13 protein-coding genes, 3 tRNA genes, 3 rRNA genes, 1 other RNA gene and 1 other annotated feature (1 of these 21 cut by a window edge) are annotated in these 17,902 nt (G+C 40.2%); of the genes, 4 read left to right on the top strand and 16 right to left on the bottom strand.

Features of this window, described 5'->3' with window-relative positions; genetic code table 11:
- Positions 1-4 precede the first annotated feature (4 nt).
- The 14 genes from GMB29_RS00195 to tadA all read right to left on the bottom strand — a co-directional run bounded on the left by GMB29_RS00195 (position 5) and on the right by tadA (position 12,163).
- Positions 5-1,438: an aminotransferase class I/II-fold pyridoxal phosphate-dependent enzyme gene (locus GMB29_RS00195; protein ID WP_136358150.1), complete on the bottom strand. Its 1,434-nt coding sequence runs from the start codon at positions 1,436-1,438 to the stop codon at positions 5-7.
- A gap of 253 nt (positions 1,439-1,691) precedes the next feature.
- The gene (locus tag GMB29_RS00190) at positions 1,692-1,895 is read right to left on the bottom strand and encodes a sigma factor G inhibitor Gin (RefSeq protein WP_227551442.1); all 204 of its coding nucleotides are present in this window, start codon (positions 1,893-1,895) and stop codon (positions 1,692-1,694) included.
- Positions 1,896-2,244: 349 nt separating this feature from the next.
- Positions 2,245-2,360, bottom strand: a 5S ribosomal RNA gene (rrf, locus tag GMB29_RS00185).
- A gap of 208 nt (positions 2,361-2,568) precedes the next feature.
- A 23S ribosomal RNA gene (locus GMB29_RS00180) occupies positions 2,569-5,498 on the bottom strand.
- Between the two features lie 110 nt (positions 5,499-5,608).
- Positions 5,609-5,684 (bottom strand) — tRNA-Ala (locus GMB29_RS00175).
- A 13-nt stretch (positions 5,685-5,697) separates the two neighbouring features.
- A tRNA-Ile gene (locus GMB29_RS00170) sits at positions 5,698-5,774 on the bottom strand.
- A 77-nt stretch (positions 5,775-5,851) separates the two neighbouring features.
- Positions 5,852-7,401: ribosomal RNA gene (locus GMB29_RS00165) — 16S ribosomal RNA — on the bottom strand.
- Together the 16S, 23S and 5S rRNA genes with 2 tRNA genes alongside form the textbook arrangement of a ribosomal RNA operon.
- Before the next feature lie 276 nt (positions 7,402-7,677).
- Positions 7,678-7,950 carry a pro-sigmaK processing inhibitor BofA family protein gene (locus tag GMB29_RS00160; protein WP_319941448.1) on the bottom strand — a complete coding sequence of 91 codons (273 nt, stop codon included), beginning with the start codon at positions 7,948-7,950 and terminating at the stop codon, positions 7,678-7,680.
- Positions 7,951-8,090: 140 nt separating this feature from the next.
- A complete protein-coding gene (locus GMB29_RS00155) occupies positions 8,091-8,312 on the bottom strand; it encodes a YaaL family protein (RefSeq protein WP_136359126.1) in 222 nt (73 codons plus the stop codon).
- Positions 8,313-8,412: 100 nt separating this feature from the next.
- Positions 8,413-9,009 (bottom strand): recombination protein RecR, encoded by a 597-nt coding sequence (recR, locus tag GMB29_RS00150; RefSeq protein ID WP_136359128.1) that lies wholly within the window; start codon positions 9,007-9,009, stop codon positions 8,413-8,415.
- 11 nt (positions 9,010-9,020) lie between these two features.
- On the bottom strand, positions 9,021-9,347 hold the full coding sequence (locus tag GMB29_RS00145; protein WP_136359153.1) for a YbaB/EbfC family nucleoid-associated protein: 327 nt from the start codon (positions 9,345-9,347) through the stop codon (positions 9,021-9,023).
- Between the two features lie 21 nt (positions 9,348-9,368).
- Positions 9,369-11,060: a DNA polymerase III subunit gamma/tau gene (gene dnaX, locus GMB29_RS00140; protein ID WP_136359130.1), complete on the bottom strand. Its 1,692-nt coding sequence runs from the start codon at positions 11,058-11,060 to the stop codon at positions 9,369-9,371.
- A gap of 261 nt (positions 11,061-11,321) precedes the next feature.
- An RNA gene (gene ffs / locus GMB29_RS00135) (signal recognition particle sRNA large type) lies at positions 11,322-11,585 on the bottom strand.
- Positions 11,586-11,689: 104 nt separating this feature from the next.
- Positions 11,690-12,163, bottom strand: coding sequence for a tRNA adenosine(34) deaminase TadA (gene tadA / locus GMB29_RS00130; protein WP_136359132.1), 474 nt, complete (start codon positions 12,161-12,163; stop codon positions 11,690-11,692).
- Positions 12,164-12,427: 264 nt separating this feature from the next.
- Between tadA and GMB29_RS00125 the strand changes: the two genes are divergently transcribed.
- The 4 genes from GMB29_RS00125 to GMB29_RS00110 all read left to right on the top strand — a co-directional run bounded on the left by GMB29_RS00125 (position 12,428) and on the right by GMB29_RS00110 (position 15,961).
- Positions 12,428-12,973, top strand: a complete 546-nt coding sequence (locus GMB29_RS00125; protein ID WP_136359134.1) for a cysteine hydrolase family protein — start codon at positions 12,428-12,430, stop codon at positions 12,971-12,973.
- A gap of 59 nt (positions 12,974-13,032) precedes the next feature.
- Positions 13,033-14,322, top strand: coding sequence for a glycoside hydrolase family 18 protein (locus GMB29_RS00120; protein WP_136359136.1), 1,290 nt, complete (start codon positions 13,033-13,035; stop codon positions 14,320-14,322).
- A gap of 333 nt (positions 14,323-14,655) precedes the next feature.
- Positions 14,656-15,309: a deoxynucleoside kinase gene (locus tag GMB29_RS00115; protein WP_136359155.1), complete on the top strand. Its 654-nt coding sequence runs from the start codon at positions 14,656-14,658 to the stop codon at positions 15,307-15,309.
- A complete protein-coding gene (locus tag GMB29_RS00110; RefSeq protein ID WP_136359138.1) occupies positions 15,293-15,961 on the top strand; it encodes a deoxynucleoside kinase in 669 nt (222 codons plus the stop codon). Before GMB29_RS00115 ends, GMB29_RS00110 begins: the two co-directional genes overlap by 17 nt.
- 177 nt (positions 15,962-16,138) lie before the next feature.
- Here the strand turns inward: GMB29_RS00110 and GMB29_RS00105 are convergent.
- A tRNA-Ser gene (locus tag GMB29_RS00105) sits at positions 16,139-16,231 on the bottom strand.
- A 176-nt stretch (positions 16,232-16,407) separates the two neighbouring features.
- On the bottom strand, positions 16,408-17,685 hold the full coding sequence (serS, locus tag GMB29_RS00100) for a serine--tRNA ligase (protein WP_136359140.1): 1,278 nt from the start codon (positions 17,683-17,685) through the stop codon (positions 16,408-16,410).
- Positions 17,686-17,749: 64 nt separating this feature from the next.
- Positions 17,750-17,902, bottom strand: a binding site (T-box leader) (it continues 69 nt past the right edge of the window).

Raw genomic sequence — 17,902 nt, 5'->3', positions numbered from 1 at the left:
ACCTTCATTTCATATAGATTGCTATTTTACCTTGTCGAATATGATCGTCACCTTGAATCTTAATACCAGACTCCATTAATTCCTTTAATTCTTCAATCATAGCAGATGTAATTGTTTCACCAATTACGATAAATGGTATTCCGGGCGGATATGGAATAATTGACTCAGCTGAATAACAATCAATTGCCTCATCAAGTGCTACTAATTTCTTTTCACACGTTTTCAAGTATGAAAAAGATTTTTCTAATGGTTGAATTTTGCTAGTATGACTAGATATTGTATGAACTCGACTGTTTTGAGCAGATCGAGGGAGGGAAGTTACCTTTTTGTTGATTGTTTCCAGTTCATTTATTATTCCCCTTTTATGATCCAATGGCAAGATAAACAACAAGTTCTCTGAGTCAGCCAGTTCAGCATAAATATGTTGAGATTCAAAAAAATCCTGAAGAGCAAACCCAGATAGTCCACTTCTTGAATGGATGGTAACCTTTAACGGATCGGTTTTCACCAACTTATCTTTTGATTCGGTAATCTCTATTTCATTAAAAGAATTTAATTGCTTCTTAAAATCTTCTACTACTTCTAAAATTTCAAACTGCTTGTCTTCCCTCTTAATATTTTCAAGATAAGCTCTTGCTAAATCTAGTGATACCATGATCGGATAAGAAGGACTGCTGCTTTGCAAAACAGATAAATAAAACTCAAGCTTTTCCTTATCAACTAATTTACTATTCATATGTAAATAGGAGCCCATTGTCATAGCTGGTAACGTTTTGTGAGCAGAATGTACAACAATATCTGCACCCGCCTGTATTGCAGAAATAGGAAATTGATTTCCCGCTATAAAATGAGCACCATGTGCTTCATCAACAAGTACAGGAATGTTGTGCTTATGTGCTAATTGAATAATATGACTCAAATCTATCGTTAACCCATAATAATTTGGGTTAGTTAAAATCAAAGCTTTAGCCTGCGGATATCTGCTTATTGCTTCCTTAATCGTTTCCATTTCAACATAGGAAGGAACATGATACTCATTATCTACTTTCGGAGATAAAAAAACAGGAGTAGCCCCAGCTAATTGTATTCCATTAATAATAGATTTATGTGAATTTCGTTGGACTAGTACCACATCATTTTCTTGACAGCATGTGAGGATCATCGCTAGATTTCCGACTGTTGAACCGTTAACTAAAAAGTATGAGTTTTGCACACCATATAAATTGGCTGTTAACTGCTGTGCCTTGGCAATCGCTTCAACAGGATGATGCAAATCATCTAATCCGGTCAGTTCCGTAACATCATAAGGTAAAATACCTTGATAGACTTGAGCAGCTTGTTGCAGAAATACAGTCCCATTTTTATGACCAGGTACATGCAAGGATAGTGGTTTCTTCTTTGTATGTTGCATGATCGCTGTAAAGAGGGGTGTTTCCATAGTAGATCATCGTCCTTTTATTTATATGAATAATTATAACAATACTTAACTTACTGAGTATATACTAGAGTCAATTTAAATTCCCCAATTCTTATCCACATGAAAAAAGACCAACTTTTCAGTTAGCCCTCTTTGAGAAAAAAGTATCTTATTATTCATCAGCACATACACAAGTGCCGATGTCTTATTACTGTATCTGCACGTTAAATCCCACTACTTTTAGACCAGGCGATATATGTGACACCAATTCTCATTATGAATATAATGGCGGATTTTTTACTCTTCTTAATTTTTCTAGATAATATTGATATTTTGGATCAGAAGTTTGTGTGTTCGTCATTTCTTTTTCACAATCTACACAAATAAAACTCGTATAAAGATGAATACCCGTCGACTTTTTCAAATCACATATGATACATATTTCCCCATTTAACTTTTGTAAACTATTAGAATTCATATTCTCCACCTCCATACTTTTTAGTTTGCCCGAATTCGTCTAATGTATACACAATTTAGAATTTATTAACTATTTTTTCATTACCTTATGATACGTTAACGGCTTTTGTGTTTGTCTAGGGAAAATACATAGCAACATATATCTCTATTAGTCTCTTTTTTACCTTGGAAAAGATTCACTCTCATATGGACTTACATTAGATTTGCTGTCTTCTGCGTTTCCTACTGCATTCTTGCTTCTCCCAAGCATCAGGCTAGTAGGTATATCTTATCTTTCGTTTCTTTTTTTAAATTGTATTATTTTTACTCAAATAAAAAAGACCAACATCTCTGTTGATCTTTTTCTTCTTACTTGGCAACGTCCTACTCTCACAAGGGGAAACCCCTAACTACCATCGGCGCTGAAGAGCTTAACTTCCGTGTTCGGCATGGGAACGGGTGTGACCTCTTCGCCATCGTCACCAAATAATATTAAGTTTGAAGGGATATTCCTTCAAAACTAGATAACGATTCACAATTCAATTCACTCAACTGAGTTTATACTCTTACATTGTCCAGCTCCAGAAGCCAAATCCTACGGTCATTTCACACTCTCCTGCGAAGTCAAAGTACGACTTCTTCTCGAGCGCTCCAATGCCCTATGGATTTAAGCGGGCTTCTTCCGCTTTTCTATTTAGGTTAAGTCCTCGATCGATTAGTATCAGTCAGCTCCACACGTCACCGCGCTTCCACCTCTGACCTATCAACCTGATCATCTTTCAGGGATCTTACTAGCTTACGCTATGGGAAATCTCATCTTGAGGGGGGCTTCATGCTTAGATGCTTTCAGCACTTATCCCTTCCGCACATAGCTACCCAGCTATGCCTTTGGCAAGACAACTGGTACACCAGCGGTGCGTCCATCCCGGTCCTCTCGTACTAAGGACAGCTCCTCTCAAATTTCCTACGCCCACGACGGATAGGGACCGAACTGTCTCACGACGTTCTGAACCCAGCTCGCGTACCGCTTTAATGGGCGAACAGCCCAACCCTTGGGACCGACTACAGCCCCAGGATGCGATGAGCCGACATCGAGGTGCCAAACCTCCCCGTCGATGTGGACTCTTGGGGGAGATAAGCCTGTTATCCCCGGGGTAGCTTTTATCCGTTGAGCGATGGCCCTTCCATGCGGAACCACCGGATCACTAAGCCCGACTTTCGTCCCTGCTCGACTTGTAGGTCTCGCAGTCAAGCTCCCTTGTGCCTTTACACTCTACGAATGATTTCCAACCATTCTGAGGGAACCTTTGGGCGCCTCCGTTACATTTTAGGAGGCGACCGCCCCAGTCAAACTGCCCACCTGACACTGTCTCCCAGCCCGATAAGGGCTGCGGGTTAGAATTTCAATACAGCCAGGGTAGTATCCCACCGACGCCTCCACCGAAGCTAGCGCTCCGGCTTCTCAGGCTCCTACCTATCCTGTACAAGCTGTACCAAAATTCAATATCAGGCTACAGTAAAGCTCCACGGGGTCTTTCCGTCCTGTCGCGGGTAACCTGCATCTTCACAGGTACTATAATTTCACCGAGTCTCTCGTTGAGACAGTGCCCAGATCGTTACGCCTTTCGTGCGGGTCGGAACTTACCCGACAAGGAATTTCGCTACCTTAGGACCGTTATAGTTACGGCCGCCGTTTACTGGGGCTTCGGTTCAAAGCTTCGCTTGCGCTAACCTCTCCCCTTAACCTTCCAGCACCGGGCAGGCGTCAGCCCCTATACTTCGCCTTGCGGCTTCGCAGAGACCTGTGTTTTTGCTAAACAGTCGCCTGGGCCTATTCACTGCGGCTTTTCGCAGGGCAAGCCCTGAAAAAGCACCCCTTCTCCCGAAGTTACGGGGTCATTTTGCCGAGTTCCTTAACGAGAGTTCTCTCGCTCACCTTAGGATTCTCTCCTCGCCTACCTGTGTCGGTTTGCGGTACGGGCACCTCTCACCTCGCTAGAGGCTTTTCTTGGCAGTGTGGAATCAGGAACTTCGGTACTATATTTCCCTCGCCATCACAGCTCAGCCTTTACGACAACGGGATTTGCCTCGTTGTCAGCCTAACTGCTTGGACGCGCTAATCCAACAGCGCGCTTACCCTATCCTTCTGCGTCCCCCCATTGCTCAAATGGTGAGGAGGTGGTACAGGAATTTCAACCTGTTGTCCATCGCCTACGCCTTTCGGCCTCGGCTTAGGTCCCGACTAACCCTGAGCGGACGAGCCTTCCTCAGGAAACCTTAGGCATTCGGTGGAGGGGATTCTCACCCCTCTTTCGCTACTCATACCGGCATTCTCACTTCTAAGCGCTCCACTAGTCCTTCCGGTCTAGCTTCACAGCCCTTAGAACGCTCTCCTACCATTGTTCGTAAGAACAATCCACAGCTTCGGTGATACGTTTAGCCCCGGTACATTTTCGGCGCAGAGTCACTCGACCAGTGAGCTATTACGCACTCTTTAAATGGTGGCTGCTTCTAAGCCAACATCCTGGTTGTCTAAGCAACTCCACATCCTTTTCCACTTAACGTATACTTTGGGACCTTAGCTGGTGGTCTGGGCTGTTTCCCTCTTGACTACGGATCTTATCACTCGCAGTCTGACTCCTGAACATAAGTCTTTGGCATTCGGAGTTTGACTGAATTCGGTAACCCGATGGGGGCCCCTAGTCCAATCAGTGCTCTACCTCCAAGACTCTCAATTTCAAGGCTAGCCCTAAAGCTATTTCGGAGAGAACCAGCTATCTCCAAGTTCGATTGGAATTTCTCCGCTACCCACACCTCATCCCCGCACTTTTCAACGTGCGTGGGTTCGGGCCTCCATTCAGTGTTACCTGAACTTCACCCTGGACATGGGTAGATCACCTGGTTTCGGGTCTACGACCACGTACTCTTTCGCCCTATTCAGACTCGCTTTCGCTGCGGCTCCGTCTCATCAACTTAACCTTGCACGGGATCGTAACTCGCCGGTTCATTCTACAAAAGGCACGCCATTACCCATTAACGGGCTTTGACTACTTGTAGGCACACGGTTTCAGGATCTCTTTCACTCCCCTTCCGGGGTGCTTTTCACCTTTCCCTCACGGTACTGGTTCACTATCGGTCACTAGGGAGTATTTAGCCTTGGGAGATGGTCCTCCCTGCTTCCGACGGGATTTCACGTGTCCCGCCGTACTCAGGATCCACTCTGGAGGGAACGAAGTTTCAACTACAGGGTTGTTACCTTCTTTGACGGGCCTTTCCAGACCTCTTCATTTACTCCGTTCCTTTGTAACTCCGTATAGAGTGTCCTACAACCCCAAGAGGCAAGCCTCTTGGTTTGGGCTAATTCCGTTTCGCTCGCCGCTACTTGGGAAATCGCGTTTGCTTTCTCTTCCTCCGGGTACTTAGATGTTTCAGTTCCCCGGGTCTGCCTTTATCACCCTATGTATTCAGGTGAAAATACTACTCCATTACGAGCAGTGGGTTCCCCCATTCGGAAATCTCCGGATCAAAGCTTACTTACAGCTCCCCGAAGCATATCGGTGTTAGTACCGTCCTTCATCGGCTCCTAGTGCCAAGGCATCCACCGTGCGCCCTTAACAACTTAACCTTTGACATTAAAAATGTCATTTTAATCATTATTAAGAGAATCACTAAACTAAGCGTTTAAACTCAGTGAATTACTTGAATTGTTATCGTTATCTAGTTTTCAAGGAACATTGGTGGAGCCTAGCGGGATCGAACCGCTGACCTCCTGCGTGCAAAGCAGGCGCTCTCCCAGCTGAGCTAAGGCCCCGTTTTCTTTGAGATGGTGGGCCTAAATGGACTCGAACCATCGACCTCACGCTTATCAGGCGTGCGCTCTAACCAGCTGAGCTATAGGCCCATCTCTATGAATATATCATTGGAGAACAAAGTTCTCTCAAAACTAAACAAAAACCAAGTGTGCCTCATTTTCCTTAGAAAGGAGGTGATCCAGCCGCACCTTCCGATACGGCTACCTTGTTACGACTTCACCCCAATCATCTGTCCCACCTTAGGCGGCTGGCTCCTTACGGTTACCCCACCGACTTCGGGTGTTACAAACTCTCGTGGTGTGACGGGCGGTGTGTACAAGGCCCGGGAACGTATTCACCGCGGCATGCTGATCCGCGATTACTAGCGATTCCGGCTTCATGCAGGCGAGTTGCAGCCTGCAATCCGAACTGAGAATGGTTTTATGGGATTGGCTTGACTTCGCAGTCTTGCAGCCCTTTGTACCATCCATTGTAGCACGTGTGTAGCCCAGGTCATAAGGGGCATGATGATTTGACGTCATCCCCACCTTCCTCCGGTTTGTCACCGGCAGTCACCTTAGAGTGCCCAACTGAATGCTGGCAACTAAGATCAAGGGTTGCGCTCGTTGCGGGACTTAACCCAACATCTCACGACACGAGCTGACGACAACCATGCACCACCTGTCACCACTGTCCCCGAAGGGAAAGGTATATCTCTATACCGGTCAGTGGGATGTCAAGACCTGGTAAGGTTCTTCGCGTTGCTTCGAATTAAACCACATGCTCCACCGCTTGTGCGGGCCCCCGTCAATTCCTTTGAGTTTCAGTCTTGCGACCGTACTCCCCAGGCGGAGTGCTTAATGCGTTTGCTGCAGCACTAAAGGGCGGAAACCCTCTAACACTTAGCACTCATCGTTTACGGCGTGGACTACCAGGGTATCTAATCCTGTTCGCTCCCCACGCTTTCGCGCCTCAGTGTCAGTTACAGACCAGAAAGTCGCCTTCGCCACTGGTGTTCCTCCAAATCTCTACGCATTTCACCGCTACACTTGGAATTCCACTTTCCTCTTCTGCACTCAAGTTCCCCAGTTTCCAATGACCCTCCACGGTTGAGCCGTGGGCTTTCACATCAGACTTAAGAAACCACCTGCGCGCGCTTTACGCCCAATAATTCCGGACAACGCTTGCCACCTACGTATTACCGCGGCTGCTGGCACGTAGTTAGCCGTGGCTTTCTGGTTAGGTACCGTCAAGGTACCAGCAGTTACTCTGGTACATGTTCTTCCCTAACAACAGAACTTTACGACCCGAAGGCCTTCATCGTTCACGCGGCGTTGCTCCGTCAGACTTTCGTCCATTGCGGAAGATTCCCTACTGCTGCCTCCCGTAGGAGTCTGGGCCGTGTCTCAGTCCCAGTGTGGCCGATCACCCTCTCAGGTCGGCTACGCATCGTCGCCTTGGTGAGCCGTTACCTCACCAACTAGCTAATGCGCCGCGGGTCCATCTGTAAGTGATAGCCGAAGCCATCTTTCAATGTCGAACCATGCGGTTCGACATGTTATCCGGTATTAGCTCCGGTTTCCCGGAGTTATCCCAATCTTACAGGCAGGTTACCCACGTGTTACTCACCCGTCCGCCGCTAATCTTTGGGAGCAAGCTCCCTCAGATTCGCTCGACTTGCATGTATTAGGCACGCCGCCAGCGTTCGTCCTGAGCCAGGATCAAACTCTCCAATAAAGAGTTGATGTAGCTCATAATTTTGTACTTTATAGTACGTTGTTTTGTTAATCGAAATTAACGTTGGCACGCTTGGTTTTGTTTAGTTTTCAAAGAACTTTTTACATCGTCACCGAAGCGACTTAAATATAATATCATGTATCTTCATATTAAGTCAACGTTTTTTTTGTAAAAACTTTTTATTCAGTAGTCTCTCTTTCAGCGACGTTTATTAATATATCATCTCTATATATTAATGTCAACAAAAAAAACAAAACAAATGGTTAACCATTTGTTTTATCCAATAATCATTGTTTTAATAATGATCATAGCAGCCAAGCCAGGTAATCCTAAAATACCAGAAATGCTTGATGTTATAAAATTAATAGGTATGTGTATATCAAGGCTCGTACCAAAAGCATTTACTAAAAATAACATTAATGCTCCTATGATGATCCTTATAGATAACTTCCCTACCCATCTAAGTGGGCGAATTGGTGCGCCTGCAAATAAAAGAATTAAGATTAATCCTCCAAGGATTGAAAAAACGAGAATTGGATCCACTTTCATCACTCTCTTTCATATCTCTAATAGTAAATAAATATGAAAGGAGTGAAAAAATAGAACAAGCTTATTAGTAAATATGTAAGTAATGCTTTTCCTTACAAGCGCCATTTCCGACTAAATTCCTCGTACTTTTTGAAAGAAGTTTATATTCTCCCGATTTTAATATTGCGGTTTTTTGCTTCTTTTAACAAAAAGAAATATTTTGCTTCCGCAATCTTTAATTCATAAAGTACTTGTGAAGAGGGTTCAACACTTTTATCAACGAGTTGTTTTTGCCGATTCCACTCTTTTTTCATATTGAGTAAATTCTGTACTAATTGTTGGTCATATTGATTCCTTAACCAACCCTTTCGGCGAAAAAGCAATGTTAACCCTCCCTTGCCATACATTTATAGGTAATAATAGGTCCTTACTTATTGTTAAGTGATTCTAGCATTCTAAATCTTCCTGAATGGAGATATCACGCTATAGTTCTCTTCTTCCTTCTAAGGCTTTAGATAAAGTCACTTCATCTGCATATTCTAAGTCTCCGCCTACAGGTAAACCATGTGCAATTCTTGTTAATTTAATTCCTGATGGTTTTAATAATCTAGAAATGTACATAGCTGTCGCTTCTCCCTCAATATTAGGATTAGTAGCCAGAATGACTTCTTGAATCACATCATCTTGAAGTCTTTTTAATAACTCAGGTATTTTAATATCTTCAGGTCCAATTCCATCCATTGGTGAGATAGCACCATGCAATACATGATATAAGCCATTGTATTCTTTCATTTTCTCCATAGCAATAACATCCTTGGGATCTTGAACAACACAAACTAAACTTTTATCACGTCGTACATCCTCACAAATATAGCAAGGATCTTGATCTGTTATATGTCCACAAACAGAACAATAAGATAGGTTTCGTTTCGCATTAACTAGAGCCTTTGCAAAGTCTAATACCACATCTTCTTTCATGTTTAGGACAAAAAAAGCCAGACGAACGGCCGTTTTCGGTCCAATTCCTGGCAATTTCATAAAGCTATCAATTAGCTTTGATATCGGTTCAGGATAATGCATGATTAATCCTCCTAGAACATTCCCGGTAAATTCATTCCTTTTGTAAATTGACCCATTGTATCATTTGTTAAGTCATCCATTTTTTTCAATGCATCATTTGTTGCCGCTAATACTAAATCTTGTAACATCTCGATATCTTCCGGATCTACTACTTCTTCTTTAATATTAACTTCCACTAATTCTTTTTGGCCATTAACAATAACAGTAACCATTCCGCCGCCGGCTGTTCCCTCAACTGTTTTTACAGCAAGTTCCTCTTGAGCCTTTGCCATATCTTTCTGCATTTTTTGCATTTGTTTCATCATTTTTTGCATGTTGCCCATTCCGCCGCCACGCATCATATTTCATTCCTCCAAACATTAGTCTTTTATTTCAATTAAGTCATTACCTACTAATTTTATTGCCTCTGCAATAATCGGATCTTCTTCTACATCTTGCTGTGTATCATCTTGATCTTTTTGATTTCGTAGGAAGTCCTCTCTTATTTTAACCCAATCATGTTCAGGAACGCCAACCATTTCCAAACTTTTACCCGTTATTTCTTGTAAAATTTGTTCTAAATTTGTTCGAACATTGTTATTGTTTTCCGCAACCATTTTACAATGAATTTCAAACTTAAATTTAAGTACAAAGGCAGTTTCAGAAGCTGCAACTGGTTCACTATCATTTAATAAAGCAGCATGTGATACTTTATTTTGTCTTTTAAGTAAATCTAAGAGCTCTCCCCAGCGACCTTTAATGACTTCTAAATCTTTTCTTCTAGCAACTTTAAGAATTTCCTGTATTCTTCCTTCAGGTGTTTTATAACCACTTTTCATCGATCTTTGTTTTGGCTCATTTGATGCTGAAGCCTGTTGCTGTGGAGCCGAAATACCTTGCTGCTTTAATTTGTTTAATTCAGATTGTAAATTTGTTATCTTTTCTAGCAATGAATTGTATTCCTCTTGTTGGAAATGTGATGATGCAGGTGAATGCTGACATAGCTTCACAAATGCAATTTCCAAAAAGATCCTCGGATGATTAGTCCATTTCATTTCTTGTTGGCTCTTACTTAATGTTTCAATGATCTCATATATATCACTTGCTGGTATTTTTTCAGCAAGAAATGTAAATTTTTCATCTACAGTAACTCGTTCTAAAACATCCTCTAATGTTGGTGCAGTTTGATATAACAGCATATCTCGATAATAGTAGGTAAGATCTTCAATAAATCTTGCGGGATCCTTCCCTTGATACATTACCTGATCTAAAGCTTGCAGGGCTCCTGTTGCATCCTTTTCCTGAATTGCTTCAGCAATCTTTCCAAGGAACCCTTGTGATACGGCCCCAGTGATAAGTAATGCCTCTTCTACTCTTACTCTCTCATCACTATAGGATATCGCTTGATCTAGGAGGCTAAGGGCATCACGCATTCCTCCATCTGCTGCTCTAGCGATAACATCTAAAGCAGTTTCTTCAACATCAACATGCTGATTATGTATAATTTCCTTCATTCTTCCCACTATAGCTGAAGCTGTTATTCGACGAAAATCAAACCTTTGACAGCGAGAGATAATCGTTAAGGGAATTTTATGCGGCTCTGTCGTTGCTAAAATAAAAATGACATGCTTCGGTGGTTCTTCAAGTGTTTTTAAAAGTGCATTAAACGCTCCAATTGATAACATATGAACTTCATCGACAATATATACTTTATACTGTACAGATGAAGGGGCATATTTCACTTTGTCGCGTATATCTCTAATTTCATCAACACCATTATTAGAAGCAGCATCAATTTCAATAACATCTGATATTGAGCCATTTGTAATCCCTTTACATGCTGCACATTCGTTGCATGGTTCAGCTACTGGAGCCTTTTCACAGTTTACTGCTTTAGCAAATATTTTTGCAGCACTTGTTTTTCCTGTCCCTCGTGGTCCTGAAAAAAGGTATGCATGGGAGAACTTATTTTGTAGCAGGGCATTTTGTAGCGTTTTAGTGATATGTTCTTGTCCAACCACATCATAAAATACTTGTGGTCGATAAACACGATATAATGCTTGATAACCCACGAAAACGCCCCCTTTTTTCTTCATCTACTTTATTATACCAACCAAAAATCGTTTTAAAAAGTGTGTGTTTAACTTCCAATTGATTTTTATCTCTTTCTTATCAGGCTGTACACCTCATCTCAGGAATTTGAGATTTGTGACTTTCCATTCAGACAAAAGCCAATGTGGTGGCGTCTAAACGTGATAAGCACAGCTATGTATTTACATCCAACACAAAAACTCACCCTTAAAAAGAGTGAGTCATTATTTTAAAATTAACTGCCGTGCACCTTCCTTCGATTAGCTACCATAGGCGTTACTCAAGCAGTTAGCTCGGCCCAGGCAACCCTGCGGCACATGGGAGCTTCCACTTAATGCTGCTTCCTTCCGGACCTGACATGGTTCATGGATTCCCATTGCGCAGGACCCAGGCTTCAACGCCACTTACTTGAGGCAGCCCTACAGTAAACTAACCTCTAGAAGGGATTCGGCCTCGCTAGAGCGGATTGCGAGTACAGGGCACCGCTACCTCCCCGCTTAGCACGGCAAAATTGATACCATATTTAGTTGCGTCGTTAAGTACGACACATGTATTAGTATATAACCTTCTCACATAAAATGCAATGTTTACTCATCGTAAGTTTTTTCCATTAATCCTTGTTTTTCTTTTTCCGTTCTCTTAATGATCTAAAGAAAGTACTAAGCATCGTACTACATACTTCTTCTTCAACACCACTCGTCACTTCAACTTGGTGATTAAATCGTTCCTCTTGCAATAAATTCATCAAAGTGCCTGCACAGCCGCCTTTTGGATCGAACGCTCCATATACAACCCGTTTTATTCTAGATAAGACAATGGCACCTGCACACATCGGACACGGCTCCAATGTTACATACAATGTTGCCTCCTCTAATCTCCATGTTCCTAGAGCTTTACATGCCTCATCAATAGCTAAAATTTCTGCATGTGCAATTGACCGCTGATCTTTTTCTCGTAAATTAAACGCAGAAGAAACGATCTTTCCATCCATGACAATTACAGCACCAATTGGCACTTCACCTATTTCCTGGGCCTTTTTAGCTTCTTCAATGGCCAAGTTCATAAAATACTCATCATTATCCATTACTATATGCCCCTTATATAATCTACTAATAGTTACAACCAAATTGGAAAAGCAGAAGTACTTTGCTAAGACCTCATTATAAGATTAATCAACTTCCGCATAATAATAAATCAAATCCTTCGAATATTAATTTCAAAATAAGTATAATTCATTTTATAAATTGAATGACTTCTTATTATTACATAAATCTATCTTAACGGTAGAACAAAACCATATGTAATGACAAATATGATCATTTTTTAATTCATTTAAAGGAGATACGTTATGGAAAAGCAACCAAAACAAGCACTTCTTATTATTGATATGATTAATGATTTTCAGTTCGATTATGGCCCTGAGTTAGCAAAGCAAACAGAAGATATCTCACATAAAATTTTTTCTTTAAAAAAGAAAATGAAAACATTAGGCAATCCGATTATATATGTTAATGACCATTATGAACTATGGCAGGCAGATTTTAAAAAGATTGCTGAAACATGCAAAAATCCTTTGAATGAAAACATTATCCATACTATTTTTCCAGAAGACGATGAGTACTTCTTAATTAAACCAAAACACTCCGCTTTTTATGGCACTGCCTTAAACACTCTTCTTTATAACTTAGAAATAAAAGAGTTAATCATCACTGGAGTTGCTGGTAATATTTGTGTATTATTCACCGCGAATGATGCTTATATGAGAGGCTATGATATCATTATTCCTTCTGATTGCATTGCTTCTAATACAGAAGAAGATAATGCGTTTGCCTTAAAAATGATGAAAAAAACACTTAAAGCCACAATTACGACTAGTGAAAATATAATTATTTAACATGTACAGTGTCCCCTTATCATATGATGTACAAAATACATATAATAAGGAGGACAATCATGCAAATACATATTGTCCAACAGGGACAAACATTGAATGGAATAGCACAAGCTTACAGTACAACTCCTCAAGAAATTATTAGGACAAATGAAATTCCAAATCCAAATAATTTAGTAATTGGTCAAGCAATTGTCATTCCAATCAAGGGAAGTTTTTATTGGGTTAAACCGGGTGATAGCTTATACACAATCGGGCAAAGATTCGGCTTTTCCCCAAGTGAATTAGCGAGAATTAATAATATCCCTTTAAATCAGCCACTTTCAATTGGGTATAGACTGTACTTACCTGATAAACCAAAAAGATCAGCTGAAACAAACGCATATATTGAACCAAGAGGTACTAGTGTGTCTCCAAATTTAGAACAATCCGCACGAGAGGCAGCACCTTACTTAACATACCTCGGCCCATTTAGCTTTCAAATACAAAGAGACGGTACTTTAAAAGAACCATTACTAAATAACTTTCGACAAATCGCTGATCAAAACAATGTCACATTAATGATGGCAATTACCAATCTTGAAAATGATCAATTTAGCGATGAGCTTGGAAGAATTGTATTAACAAACATGGATATTCAAAATAAGCTTTTAGATAATATTGTGGCAACAGCAAAGAAATATGGATTCCGTGACATCCATTTTGATATGGAATTTTTAAGACCGCAGGATCGCGAGGCATATAACCAATTTTTAAGGAAAGCGAAACAGAGATTTAGCCGAGAAGGCTGGTTACTGTCTACAGCATTAGCTCCTAAAACAAGAGCAGATCAACCGGGGCGTTGGTATGAGGCACATGATTATAGAGCGCACGGTGAAATTGTCGATTTTGTTGTCATCATGACATATGAGTGGGGATATAGCGGAGGACCACCTATGGCTGTTTCACCTATCGGGCCTGTAAGAGATGTACTTGAATACGCCGTTTCTGAAATGCCTAGCCGTAAAATTATGATGGGTCAGAACCTATATGGGTATGACTGGACATTACCATTCGTTCCAGGCGGACAATTTGCAAAGGCTGTAAGCCCACAACAAGCTATCCAATTAGCTAGCAGATATAATGTACCAATACAGTATGATTATAATGCACAAGCTCCTCACTTTAATTATACGGATGAAAATGGTAAGCAGCATAAGGTTTGGTTTGAGGACGCAAGATCTATTCAAGCGAAGTTTGATTTAATAAAGGAGCTCAACTTACGAGGTATTAGTTATTGGAAGCTTGGTTTAGCTTTCCCGCAAAACTGGTTGTTAATTTCAGATAATTTTGAGGTAGAAAAGAAAGAATGAACACGGACGGATCTGAATTTTTTCAGATCCGTTTTATTGTGTTATTTATGTATCCATTCTTATATAAATACTGGAAATACAAAGATTCATGCAATTCACCCCTCAAAAATCTATAAGCTGTGGTAAAATGAATTTTGTCGATTTTTAAAAAGATAAAAATTTAAGTCTTTTATAAGTAGTTTTCGTTTACCTTAAAGCGCCTAACCCAGATGCACTAAATCAAGTGCAGCAAGTGCGACATGACGTCGCATTTTGAACTGCCCCTGATGTTATCGGTCTGTTCGAGGGCGCTTGCGCTTTTCTTGAGTGTATTGTTTTAAAGGAGGACCCATCATTATGAACACACCCTTCATCACTGTAGAGGGCCCGATTGGCGTTGGAAAAACTTCATTGTCAAAGGCAATTGCTGATTATTACCAATTTCATTTATTAAAAGAAATTGTTGATGAAAATCCCTTTCTAGGAAAGTTCTACTCAAACATTGAAGAATGGAGCTTCCAAACTGAAATGTTTTTCCTGTGCAATCGGTTTAAACAATTAGAGGATATTAATAAACAATACCTGCAGATGAATAAATCAGTCATAGCAGATTATCATATTTATAAAAATCTCATCTTTGCAAAGCGCACGTTAAAAAAGGAACAGTATGATAAGTATTTAAAAATTTATGATATCTTAACTGAAGATATGCCTAAACCAAATCTCATTATTTACTTAAACGCTAGTCTTGAAACACTTCTTAAGCGTATTGCTAAAAGAGGTCGAGAGATTGAGCGTAATATTGATCCAAAATATCTTCTTCAGTTATCTGAAGACTACGAAGTCGCTATGACACAATGGGAAAAAGAAAATCCTTCAATTCCTGTTTTAAGGTTCAATGGAGATACTATGGATTTTATACAAAATCCAAGTGATTTAACGTATATTTTAAATACATTGGATCAGTTTTTGCATAAAGGAGCAAGTACAAATGAATTTACGAGATAAATATAATATTCCTAAAAACGCCGTGATTACCATTGCTGGTACAGTTGGTGTAGGAAAGTCAACAATGACAAATGCCATAGCTAAAGCATTAGATTTCAAGACATCTTTTGAAAAAGTGGACTCAAATCCTTATTTAGATAAATTTTATGCTGATTTTGAGCGTTGGAGTTTTCATTTACAAATTTATTTTCTAGCAGAGCGTTTTAAAGAGCAGAAAAAAATATTTGAATATGGCGGAGGCTTTATTCAAGATCGCTCAATTTATGAAGACACAGGAATATTCGCTAAAATGCACTATGAAAAAGGAACAATGTCTGAAGTAGATTATGAAACTTACACGAACCTATTTGATGCAATGGTGATGACTCCTTATTTTCCACATCCTGATCTCCTTATTTACCTTGAGGGAAGCTTAGACGATATTTTATCAAGAATTAAAATGCGCGGGCGTCCAATGGAACAACAAACCCCAATTGAATATTGGGAAGAAATGCATCAGCGTTATGAGCATTGGATCAATAATTTTAATGCTTGTCCAGTTTTACGAATCAATATAAATGACTATGATATTATGACGAATGAACAAACAGTAGAACCAATTATCGAACGGATCGGTCATTTTATTGAGCAAACAAGATTACTAAAAAAATAAGAGGCTTGTCTCATCGCTTTGTCTACTTACCCTTGTTGTAGGCTCAAACGATGAGGCCGCCTCTTTTTTATGTATAATAAAATAAATGTGGACAAAAAAAATCACTACATGAAATGTAGCGATTTTATCAATCTCCCATATTTTATGCGCTAAATATGAGATTTAAATTTAAAATTATGGAGGAGGAAGGGGGATTCGAACCCCCGCGGGCTTTGACACCCCTGTCGGTTTTCAAGACCGATCCCTTCAGCCGGACTTGGGTATTCCTCCGTATTGACAAGAATTAATTTAACACATTATCAATATGCTTGTCAACTAAATATAAACTTTTTTCATAAAAAAATGATATGCTTTTTTATAGGCTATCCTGCTTACTAAAGAACGATACATAATACGAGAGAAGTCTGTGCCATAAAGTCTTCTCTCGTACACAAATATTCTAATTCCTATAAACAAATTCGTTCCTTATTCCCCATGTATGGTCTTAATACTTCAGGAATAATGACAGAACCATCCTCTTGCTGATAATTTTCTAAAATAGCCGCAACCGTTCTTCCGATTGCCAAACCAGAACCATTCAGAGTATGAACATGTTCAACCTTTGCCTTTGGATCGCGTCTGAAGCGAATGTTTGCACGTCGTGCTTGGAATGCCTCAAAGTTACTGCAAGAAGAAATCTCACGATACGTCCCATAGCTTGGGAGCCAAACTTCAAGATCATATTTCTTAGCAGCTGTGAAGCCTAAATCAGCTGTACACATGCTTAATACACGGTATGGCAACCCTAATAGCTGAAGCACCTTTTCAGCGTGCCCTGTCAGCTTTTCAAGCTCCTCATATGAATCCTCTGGCTTAACAAATTTAACAAGTTCAACTTTATTAAATTGATGTTGACGAATTAGGCCCCGCGTATCTCTTCCAGCAGATCCTGCCTCTGAACGGAAGTTTGCACTATATGCAACATAACTAATAGGTAACTGTTCAACAGTTAAAATTTCTTCACGATGTAAGTTTGTTACTGGAACTTCGGCAGTTGGAATTAAAAAGTAATTCTCCCCAGCAATTTTGAATGCATCTTCCTCAAATTTCGGTAATTGACCAGTACCAGTCATACTTTCGCGATTTACAATGAATGGCGGTAAAATTTCTGTATAACCATGTTCATCAACATGAAGATCAAGCATAAAGCTATAAAGCGCTCTTTCAAGTCTAGCACCTAGACCGCGGTAAAATACGAAGCGGCTTCCGGTTACTTTACCGGCTCTTTCAAAATCTAAAATTTGTAATGAATCAGCTACTTCCCAGTGTGGCTTCGGTTCAAATTCAAATTCAGGAAGCTCACCCCATTTTCGAATCTCAATGTTATCATCTTCTGTGTCACCGATAGGAACACTTTCATGCGGGATATTTGGAATTGATAAAAGTAACGTATCTAATTCAGCTTCAACCTCACGCAATTGATCATCATAACCTTTAATGTTATCGCCAACTTCTTTCATCTCTTTGATTAAATGATCTGCATCTTGTTTTTCTCTTTTTAATTGCGCGATTTGAGAAGATACTTCATTTCGTTTGCTTTTTAATTCTTCTGTAAGAGAGATTAACTCTCTTCTCTTCATATCTAGCTCTTCAAATTTACCGAAGTCAGTTAGATCCTCGCCTCGATTAGATAATTTTTCTTTCACTTCTTCAAAATTAGTCCGTAAATACTTAATATCAAGCATGTCTCATTCTCCTTTTTTTAGGAAATAACCCTATATTTTTAAACAACAAAAAACTCCCATCCCCAAAAGGGACGAGAGTTACCCGCGTTGCCACCCTAGTTAAAGACACATGAAGTATCTTTCACTTAATGAATAACGGTCATAACCGGAATTGCCTACTTTAACAGAATATTAGTTCAGCGATTCATTCAAGGATGGATTCGCAAGTATCTAACAC

The sequence above is a fragment of the Metabacillus sediminilitoris genome (genome assembly GCF_009720625.1).
Lineage (GTDB): Bacteria > Bacillota > Bacilli > Bacillales > Bacillaceae > Metabacillus > Metabacillus sediminilitoris.
This window is presented reverse-complemented; position numbering and strand designations above follow the sequence as displayed.